The organism is Mesorhizobium sp. (assembly GCF_024509055.1).
Taxonomy (GTDB): Bacteria; Pseudomonadota; Alphaproteobacteria; order Rhizobiales; family Rhizobiaceae; genus Mesorhizobium.
The window spans coordinates 1-1,962 of record NZ_JANINM010000305.1 but is presented as its reverse complement, the minus strand read 5'-3'; the positions used below and the strand labels follow the sequence as shown (position 1 = coordinate 1,962).

Below are 1,962 nucleotides of genomic sequence, written 5' to 3'. Positions count from 1 at the left end.
TCGTCGCCAGCCTGCAGGCGCAGAACGCCATTACCCCGTCCGGCGTCATCCAGTCGGGACCGGAACGCATCAGCGTGCGAGTCGGCGGCCAGTTCACTTCCGAAGAGAGCCTGCGGGCCATCAACCTGCGCGTCAACGACCGGTTCTTCCGGCTGAGCGACGTGGCGACGATCAGGCGGGGCTATGTCGACCCGCCGACGGCGCTGTTCCGCTTCAACGGCCAGGATGCGATTGCTTTAGCCATCGGCATGAAGCCCAACGCCAACCTGCTCAAATTCGGCGAGGCTCTGCACGAAGAGATGAACAAGGTGCTGGCCGACCTGCCGGTAGGCGTCGGCGTGCATCTGGTGGCCGACCAGCCTGTCATCGTCGAGGAAGCGGTCTCCGGTTTCACGCGCGCGTTGTTCGAGGCGGTGGCGATCGTGCTCGCCGTCTCCTTCATCAGCCTCGGCATGCGCGCCGGTTTCGTCGTGGCGCTGTCGATCCCACTGGTTCTGGCCATCACCTTCACCGTCATGGAATATCTCGGCATATCGCTGCAGCGCATATCGCTCGGCGCGCTGATCATCGCGCTCGGCCTGCTGGTGGACGACGCGATGATCGCGGTGGAGATGATGGTGGCGCGGCTGGAGGTAGGCGACAGTCTCCGCAAGGCGGCGACCTATGTCTATACCTCGACCGCCTTTCCGATGCTGACCGGCACGCTGGTGACGGTCGCCGGCTTCATTCCGATCGGCCTTAACTCCAGCGCCGCGGGCGAGTACACGTTCACTCTGTTCGTCGTCATCGCGGTGTCGCTCGTGGTGTCCTGGATCGTGGCGGTGCTTTTCGCGCCGCTGCTCGGCGTCACCATCCTGCCGGCTACGATGAAGGCCAAACATCACGATCAGCCTGGACGCTTCACTTCGCTGTTCCGGCGCATCCTGGTCTTCTCGGTGCGCCGCCACTGGCTGACGATCATCGCCACCGTGCTTCTGTTCGCGGCTTCCATCGCCGGCTTCGGCCTCGTCCAGCAGCAGTTCTTCCCGCCGTCCGACAGGCCGGAGCTGATCGTCGACTGGAACCTGCCGCAGAATTCCTCGATCACCGAGACGCGCGACCAGATGGAGCGCTTCGAAGAACGCGCGCTGGTCGGCAATCCCGACATCGACCATTTCTCCTCCTATATCGGCCAGGGCGCGGTGCGCTTCGTGCTGGCCTATGACGTACAGCCGGCCAATCCCTATTTCGGCCAGACCGTGATCGTCACCAAGAGCATCGAGGCGCGCAACCGCGTGAAGCCGGCGCTGGAGAAGCTGATTCGCGAGGAGTTCGTCGGCACCGACGCCTTCGTCAAATTGCTCGAGCTCGGGCCGCCGGTCGGTCGCCCGGTGCAGTACCGCGTCGGCGGACCCGACATCCAGACGGTGCGCGAACTGGCGCAGCAGTTCGCCGGCATCATCTCGGCCAATCCGAAGCTCGCCGCGCCCACCTTCGACTGGAACGAGCCGCAGCGCGTGCTCAGGGTGGACGTGCTGCAGGACAAGGCGCGCCAGCTCGGCATCACCTCCTCCGACATCGCCAGCGCGCTGAACAGCACAGTGGGCGGCGCCACCATCACCCAGGTGCGCGACGCTACCTATCTCATCAATGTCGTGGCCCGTTCGCGCGAGGCCGAGCGCGGCTCGATCGAGACGCTGCAGAACATGCAGTTGCCGACAGGCAGCGGCGAGGCGATCCCGTTGGCCGCTGTCGCCAATTTCCGCTACGACCTCGAACAGCCGACGGTTTGGCGGCGCGACCGCATTCCGACGATCACCGTGCGCGCAGGCATGGTCGGGGACGTCCTGCCGGCGACCGTCGTCAACGAGTTGAAGCCATCCGTCGACGCCTTCATCGCCAAGCTGCCGCCGGGCTACTCGGTCCAAACCGCCGGCTCGGTCGAGGAAAGCGCCAAGAGCCAGGGACCGATCGCGGCCGTGG

1 protein-coding gene is annotated in these 1,962 nt (G+C 65.3%); it reads left to right on the top strand.

The features are described 5' to 3' along the window. On the top strand, window positions 1-1,962 hold a 1,962-nt coding region (locus Q0L57_RS13875), incomplete at both ends, for an efflux RND transporter permease subunit (RefSeq protein ID WP_296743511.1).